The sequence below is a fragment of the Pseudomonas sp. MD330_10 genome, from assembly GCF_042610415.1.
Taxonomy (GTDB): Bacteria; Pseudomonadota; Gammaproteobacteria; order Pseudomonadales; family Pseudomonadaceae; genus Aquipseudomonas; species Aquipseudomonas rhodesiae.
This window is the reverse complement of sequence record NZ_JBHGZU010000193.1, coordinates 1-231: the sequence shown is the minus strand read 5'-3', so window position 1 is coordinate 231 and position 231 is coordinate 1. Positions and strand designations below refer to the sequence as shown.

General features: G+C 60.6%; 1 pseudogene. It reads left to right on the top strand.

Annotated features, from left to right (window positions below):
- Nucleotides 1-181, top strand: a pseudogene (locus ACFZPT_RS27165) (helix-turn-helix-type transcriptional regulator); the annotation flags it as partial.
- Nucleotides 182-231: the final 50 nt, after the last annotated feature.

The window sequence follows — 231 nt, the reverse complement described above, 5'->3', positions numbered from 1 at the left end:
CTGGCCGCTGCCTGCCGGCGAATTTGCCCTGGCGGTGGAGCACCACAAACCCCGCGCCGTGCTTCTGTATTCGAGCAAATCCTTGCAACTGCCAGCCTTCGCCAAACTACTGGGCGGTGTTGATTTCCCGACACAGCTGGTCGGCCCCACGGTGAGTATTCATCAGGCCGAGCTGGCGTAATTGAGCCATTACCTTGCGGATCTGTCCCTCGCCGAAGACCCGTTGTCGAC